This is a genomic window from Stieleria sp. (genome assembly GCF_041595215.1).
Lineage (GTDB): Bacteria > Planctomycetota > Planctomycetia > Pirellulales > Pirellulaceae > Stieleria > Stieleria magnilauensis.
On the sequence record NZ_JBFHKV010000383.1, the window covers coordinates 1 to 7,069 of the forward strand.

5 protein-coding genes are annotated in these 7,069 nt (G+C 57.5%); 2 read left to right on the forward strand and 3 right to left on the reverse strand.

Going from position 1 to position 7,069, the window contains the following annotated elements; all coding sequences use genetic code 11:
• On the reverse strand, positions 1–579 hold a 579-nt coding region (locus tag ABX749_RS15750), incomplete at its 3' end, for a sigma-70 family RNA polymerase sigma factor (RefSeq protein ID WP_372896820.1).
• A 94-nt stretch (positions 580–673) separates the two neighbouring features.
• Here ABX749_RS15750 and ABX749_RS15755 point away from each other — a divergent pair.
• Entirely contained in the window at positions 674–3,475 is a 2,802-nt protein-coding gene (locus ABX749_RS15755) for a sulfatase-like hydrolase/transferase (RefSeq protein ID WP_372896821.1), read from the forward strand.
• A gap of 48 nt (positions 3,476–3,523) precedes the next feature.
• Here ABX749_RS15755 and ABX749_RS15760 read toward each other — a convergent pair whose 3' ends face one another.
• Positions 3,524–4,135, reverse strand: coding sequence for a hypothetical protein (locus ABX749_RS15760; protein ID WP_372896822.1), 612 nt, complete (start codon positions 4,133–4,135; stop codon positions 3,524–3,526).
• 676 nt (positions 4,136–4,811) lie between these two features.
• On the opposite strand from ABX749_RS15760, the gene ABX749_RS15765 reads away from it, so the two are divergent.
• Entirely contained in the window at positions 4,812–5,774 is a 963-nt protein-coding gene (locus ABX749_RS15765; protein WP_372896823.1) for a PDZ domain-containing protein, read from the forward strand.
• Between the two features lie 387 nt (positions 5,775–6,161).
• Here ABX749_RS15765 and ABX749_RS15770 read toward each other — a convergent pair.
• Positions 6,162–7,069 (reverse strand): sulfatase/phosphatase domain-containing protein (locus ABX749_RS15770; protein ID WP_372896824.1); only part of this gene is annotated, 908 nt, incomplete at its 5' end.

Consider the following 7,069-nt stretch of genomic DNA (forward strand, 5'->3'; position numbering starts at 1 on the left):
CTCCAACGCTCGCACATACCGAATGCTGGCGGCTTTCGGCGTGATGCCAAGTTCCATGGCGACTTCTTGGTTGGTCAGTTCTTCAAAATGACGCAGCGCAACGACTTCGCGATCCATCTCGCTCATTCCACTCAGCGCCGAACGCACCTCCGCAATCAATTCGACCTTCACAGCCGCTTGGCTCGGGGAAGTCAGATGCGCCATGAAACGCTGTGAAAGACACAGCGACGTGTTGCCCCATAGATTTTCGTCGTTCGGAGTGGATTCACGCAACGTCGAACGTGATTGGGTGGCCAGATGTCGGCGATGAACCCGGCTAAGCGTCTGTCCGGTGACGAGTCGTAGCCAAAGGAATAGTGACGGGAAATCGCCCTCGACAAAGTGACTCAGTCGTTTTTCTGCATCTAAATAGACATCCTGTAAGACATCATCGGCATCAACGCGGCCGCGAATCTGATCGCTGAGCCGAAAATGGATGATCTGCCACAATCGGGGGCGATGGCGGGAAAATGCATCGGCAAACAGTGACAAATCGCCCTGCTTGAGTTGCTGCTCGATGTTTCCGGCGTTGGTATTCACAGAAAAGTTGCCGATTGGCTGTAGATGCCTGCCATCGCGGGGGTTTCAGGCCGTGAGATAGTTGTACCGTCCATTGTATCCGAGGCCGATCTTGATGAAACCGACTCTCGCCATTGCCACGCTTGTGTTGTTCGTGGCATCTGTTCTGGTGGCAAATGCTGTTCTCGCCGCGGACGGTTCGCCAACGAAAAAGAACATTGTGATCTTGTTGGCCGATGATCTCGGCTGGGGCGACGTGGGGTTCCACGGAGGCACCGCCGACACGCCAAACATTGATTCGCTGGCCCAAGACGGTGTGCGACTGAATCGGTTTTACGCCTATCCGGCGTGTAGCCCAGCACGTGCCGCGATGTTGACCGGTCGATTCCCGCACCGCTATGGAATCTCCGGTCCCGTGCGACCTCGCGACCAGGGTTTGCCGATGAGCGAACCGTTGCTGCCCGCTGCGTTTCAAAATGCGGGCTACGCAACAAGTCTGATCGGTAAGTGGCACCTTGGGCTGGCGGGGGACAAGTCGCATCCCAACCACCGAGGTTTCGATCACTTCTATGGCTTTCTGGATGCGTCGATCGACTACTACGAACACACTGCTGGTCGGGGACAGATTGATTGGCAACGCGATGGAACCACGATCGATGAGGAAGGCTACTCAACCGACTTGCTGGCCGATGAAGCAGTGCGGCAAATCGAAGGCAACGACTCGGGAAAGCCTTTTTGTATCGTTGTCGCGTTCAACGCGCCGCACTCGCCGTTTCAAGCTCCCGAGAGTTTGGTCGCAAAGTATCAAGACAAATTGAACGCACACCAAGTGACGTATGCGGCGATGGTCGACTCGATGGATCAAGGCATCGGACGCATTCTTGACGCAATCGATGCCAAACAACTTCGCGACGAGACGATCGTCGTTTTTGCGTCAGATAACGGTGCGGCGCGAGCCGGAACGAACCAGCCGTTTCGCGGGCAGAAGCGGGAAGTCTACGAGGGCGGGATTCACGTCCCGTGCGTCATTCGTGCACCCGGCTTGTTGAACGCCGGAACCGAAAGTGAACAGCTCTGCGCGATTCATGATCTGTTCCCCACGCTCGCGGCGGCCACCGGAGTTCCGATCGCATCGGCAAAACCGCTCGACGGAGTGAGTCTTTGGTCGCAGTTGGTCGGTGGCAAGGCGACGTCGCGAACCATCGTGATTGCCGAGAACGATCACGCCATCATTCGCGACGATTGGAAGTTGATTCAGTTTGCCGACGGTGGCACGGAGCTGTTTAATTTGCGGACTGATCCGACGGAAGCCAAGAACGTGGCGGATGCGGAGCAACAGGTCGCCTCGCAACTACAGTCCACACTCGCTCAGTACCAAGTGATCGTTCAAACGGATGGTCCCGCACCACCGTCTGGCGACAGTCGCTCCGTTGGCCGGGACGTGGTCTCCCGCCGACACACCCTTGCCGCAACCACAGCCCAGGATCTGCAAGAAGGGGAATCCCTGGCGGCGGCAACGATCGTTGGCGATGCAACGTATGGAGTGCTAGGCGATCGGCGAGTTGAATCGAATGGACGTGGCATCCGATTGTTTTCTGGCAAAGATACCGACGGCAACGGCACACTTGCAGGCGAAGCGTCGCTGGTCAGCGACGACCTCTCCCCCGACCAACGTTGGTATCGCTTCTACATCTCTGGGCTCGCTCAAGATGACTTCGCCGTCGATCAGGATGACCTGTATTTAAAAGTCGAGTTTTTCCAAAAGAACGGCACCGATTCACTGGACCTGATCAAAGAACGGATTTACCCACAGGTCTCGCGGGAACGAAACGACCTGTTCGATAACGCCACCAACGAGAGTCTGGGACATGCGACTTGGCGAACCTACGCAATGGATTTCCGAACCCCATTTGCGGAAGTCGATACGGTCAAGCTGAGTGTCGGGTTTGCAAACGGGAAAGCCCAAGCGGGGAAATCTGAGTTTTGGGTCAATTCGATGGACATCAAACCCATCGACGCACCCGCCGACTACGAAGCAGCCAAACCGACCATCCAAGACTTCCCACAACCGGATGAATCGAAGCTGATCGCCCTGGGCGGTCGCTGGTACTTCAACCCGAAAGCTGGACAGCGCCAAGCACCCAAACAGTTCGACTACACCAACGCAGAACAACTGCTCTACAAGGCGGCTCGCTACCACGCGCCGTTTGCGGGCAACATGAGTTCGTGGTTGCGTGCCGGCTACCTCGATTTCAACGGTGACGAAGTCGCCAAGGACCAGTACAAACCTTACGCCGTCATCATCACCTTCACGGACGAGCATCTCGTCATGCGAAGTCGGAATCTGCCCAATCACCCCACCGCGACGTTCCCCGATCGCTGGCGAATGCTGGACGGCAACCCGTCGTACATCAAAGAGCAGGCGAATACGTGGCATATTCCATTGCAGCCGAAGCGTAATCCCGATGCGATCGCAATGGACGAAAAGAACTCCAACCAGGCGTTACCCATGGGGGCGATTGGTGTCGCGACCAACGGCGTGATCTTCTTCAATCCCTTCGACCACATCTTTGAAACCGATGCCGTGTGGCGACTCGATCGCTGTTGCGGCCACCCAAGCCCACGCCAACAGTACCACTATCACAAGTATCCGGTTTGCGTGAAAACTCCTTGGAGCGACGAAGGCCACTCCCATTCCGGTGTGATCGGGTTCGCGTTCGACGGGTTTCCTGTCTACGGGCCATACGAATCAAAAGGCTTGCTCGCCAAAGACGATACCAAGAACCCACTCAACGACTTCAATCTTCACGAAGACCCCGATCGCGGTCCCCACTATCACGTCACCCCCGGCGAATACCCGCACATCATCGGAGGATACTGGGGACAGGTTGATACCAACCATCGTCCGGGACGGTAGCGACGCTCACCAGAGCGTGGATCGTGCGCAGAACCTGCCACCGTCAACTCAGTCACCGAGATCGACAAATTCCCAGACGACGCCTTCGCCGGTGCCGTCGCCGCGAAAATGGACCAACGGGTTGGTCTGCTTTCGATTGAGACATTTGATCGTGTCACTCAGCCGGCGCTTGGCGTCCTGCTCGGGATGCGGTGGGAGCGGATCATCGATCCTCGGCGGCCATCCTTCTTCTTCGAACGCACACAAGATCGCTTGCTGGTTGACCGCGACCCATTTGAAACGCTTGACAATCGTGCCGCCTACGCCCAACACACGACGCTCCGAATCCCAACGCGGTCGCTGCCCCGCGTGGGGACGACTGCCGTTGACGGCTCGCAAGTTGACGCCGCCGGCCAGCACGGCCTCGGTCGCTTCCCGCCGCGGCTGAAACGAAGGTTGTCTCTCGGGTGCAGCGGGTTGATGATTGGCCAACAACCCTTGCGCCAACTCGATGCCCCGGTCGGTGAGCACAAAACAGGTTCGCTCGGGAAACGTCAACTCACCCGACGGCAAAAACGTCCGCCCGTCGTCGCTCTCCAACGTCACTTCACGCTGATGTTGGACCCAGCCATTTCGCACCAGCCAACGAAAATCATTCGGCGCCATATCCAATGCCGTCAACTGTTCTATCTCCACAGCAAATTGCCAGCGGTCACAGTTCGATTGACACGCATAGTCAATCGCAGTCAAAAGCGGGAGAAAAGCGAGACGTACGCGATGAGGCACGTTTTCCACGTGCGATGAGAACTGTTTCAATGCCATGCCCCGGCCTCGATTCAATCGTGTTGGTGCTTCCCTTAACGGTCGGATAGCCAAACCCCCCAACGGCCATTTCTTTCACTATAAGGTTGCCAGCAAAGGAATTCAATCGATTTGCATCCTGAATTTATGATTGACGCGCTGGACCAAGAAATACCAAGTGAACAGTTGTGCGCAACCGGCTGTCGGTGGCCGTCGGGTTCAAGGCGGAACGGGCCGACCGCCTTCGGACGCACCGGCTGAGGGCAATGCGTGGCCACCCTGTTTGGAACACCGCGAGGCGGCCCGGCGGTGTTCGTCGATCAGCTTGTCGGTTTAGCGAGCGATGGTTGAACGTCTTTCGATCAATCGACCGTGATTTCGTCGCTACGACGTCAATGGCACGACTTCTGCAGCCGACTGCTTGCCACGGACAACGCATCGTTGTCGATGTTTCGTTGTCTTGGGGGCATCAACCCCAAGGTCATTTGATGGCCTGATCGGGCAAGGGGATCCTTGTCCGGCGACTCTTCAATAGCAAATCAAAGGAGCTCATTTAATGCGAGTCAAAAACCTACTGTGTGTCACCGCGTTGGCTGGTGCGACCATGGCATTGCCGACCGGCAACACCACCGCGCAAGACCTCGGCCAAGCCGTTCCGACCACCCAAAACGGTCTCGGCAACGCCGTTGATAATGCGGTCCGCAGCGGCATCGGAGCCGCCACCGATCAGATTCGGCAAGGCGGAAGCGTCCGCGGTGCGATTCAGCAAGGCGCCGATCAAGCGCTGCGTCAAGGCGCCGACCAGGCGATCCGCGAAGGCGTCAATCAGGCGACCCGGCAGGTTCTGCCGAACGCCAACATCAATGCCAACGTCGACGCCAACGCTAACGTCAACGGCAACCGCAACGTCGCCGGTTCCAACGTTGCCGCGCGACAACGCGCTCGATTGGGAATCGGACTACAAAGCAGCGATCAAGGCATCCGAATCACCAACGTCACGCAAGGCAGTGCGGCCGCACGAGCAGGGCTGCAAGCCGGTGACGTCGTGATCAGCACCAACGGTCAAGCGATCACGTCGACCGATCAGTTGGCACAAATTGTCCGCGATGCCGATGCCAACGCCCAGTTGCAAATGAAGGTGTTGCGTAACGGTCAAGAGCAAGCGGTGACCGCATCGTTGGCGGCACGCCAACAACAGAATGACCGCTATCGTGCAAACAAACCCGCCATGGACGGTTCGGCCAACGCGTCGGCCGCCTATGAAGCACGCATCACGGCACTGGAAGACGAAATCGAGCGATTGAAGTCGACGATCGACCAATTGCGTGGCGAGTTCGATGTCCAAGGCGATGTCCAAGGCAATCTCCAAGACAACGGCCAAAGTCGTCGTGATCGAAACACGTCGCTCAACGCCGACGGATCGCTTGAAGCCGACGCGTCACTCGATTCCGGACTCGATGTCGATGCAAGTGGATCGGCTTCGACCGATGCCGACTTGGATGGTTCGCTCGATAACTAATCCCGCTCGATCACTGATCGACGCGTTTCATTCAGCTGCATCCCCGCGGATGCGCTGAATCATATCCCGCCGATGAACGCGATGCCTGGAAACAGACGTTGCGGTTCTCGGCGGGTTTTTTTCGTTTCCAGCTGAAAGGAAGCGATGAAATTGCTGAAGTGAATCGTCTGGGGTAGCACACCAGCACTCTCAACGGGCTACCCATCGAAACTGCCACCCACGGATAGCGGCGCGAACCCACGGATGACAGGGTGCGATAAATCCGTGGGTTCACGCTGCCAACCGTGGGCCCAGTAATCGTTTCATCGTTCCGCAATTGACCGCCTGTTCTTTTTCCGCGGCACCCTAAAACTAAGAGTTGACGGAGCAATACGGCTTCAACCACTTTTAAGGTTGGGGTTGCGTTGTTTGAGCTGAAAAGTCCCATGATTTTCCGCGACCGCTTTTGTCTCGAAAATCGATCGTTTGAACATCCACCACACTTTCCTCGGCCGGAAGATACAACCGCACGACGCTCGTCCTGCCTTCGACGGGGATCTGAACGGTGATGTTTTGCCAGGATGCTCCTGCCGAAAGATCGAAACGGGCCACTTGGCCCGACTCGGGAAAGGTTTCCTGACCTGCGGTCTTCCATTGAATTCGTCCTTCACCGCCTGTCGCGCTGCGGGCACGAAGCCGCAGGGTCAGCGGGCCGTCGGATTTGACTTGGGCCGTCCCCAAAAACGGCTGACGTCCCCGGCCCACGACCCGGATCGCCCCATCCGTCTTGACGAGTTCGCAGTTACGGGCAACCAAACCCAAGGTGATGTCGGATGATGCGGGCGTTCCCGTGGAACCCGCTTTGGAGTCTGCGTTGAAGTCAGGGTTCGGTTTTGGGGCCAACGCTCCGGTGTCGCGGATGAATTGGTCGATCAACCCGTCCAACTCTGCCACTTTCTGTGGCATCGCGTTTGCCAGGTTTTGTGTTTCACCAATGTCGTCGGTCAGGTTGTAGAGTTCGCGGACGGCGGGATATTGGGGATGCGGCTCGAACCGTCGAATCAATTTCCAATCGCCTTGGCGGACCGACACCGCGGGAATCAGGTGCGGGAACCAGGTGAAGTAGGCGTGGCGTTTCAGCCGGCCGGTTTGTTCCAACACGGGCAGCAACGATTCGCCGTCGACGATGTGTTCTTCGGGCTGCTTCAGGCCCGCGACCTGGAGGATCGTCGGGTACAGATCGATCGGTCCGACGATGGCATCGCTGGTCGAACCGGGCTGGACCTGGCCGGGCAGACGCACCATCAAGGGAACGC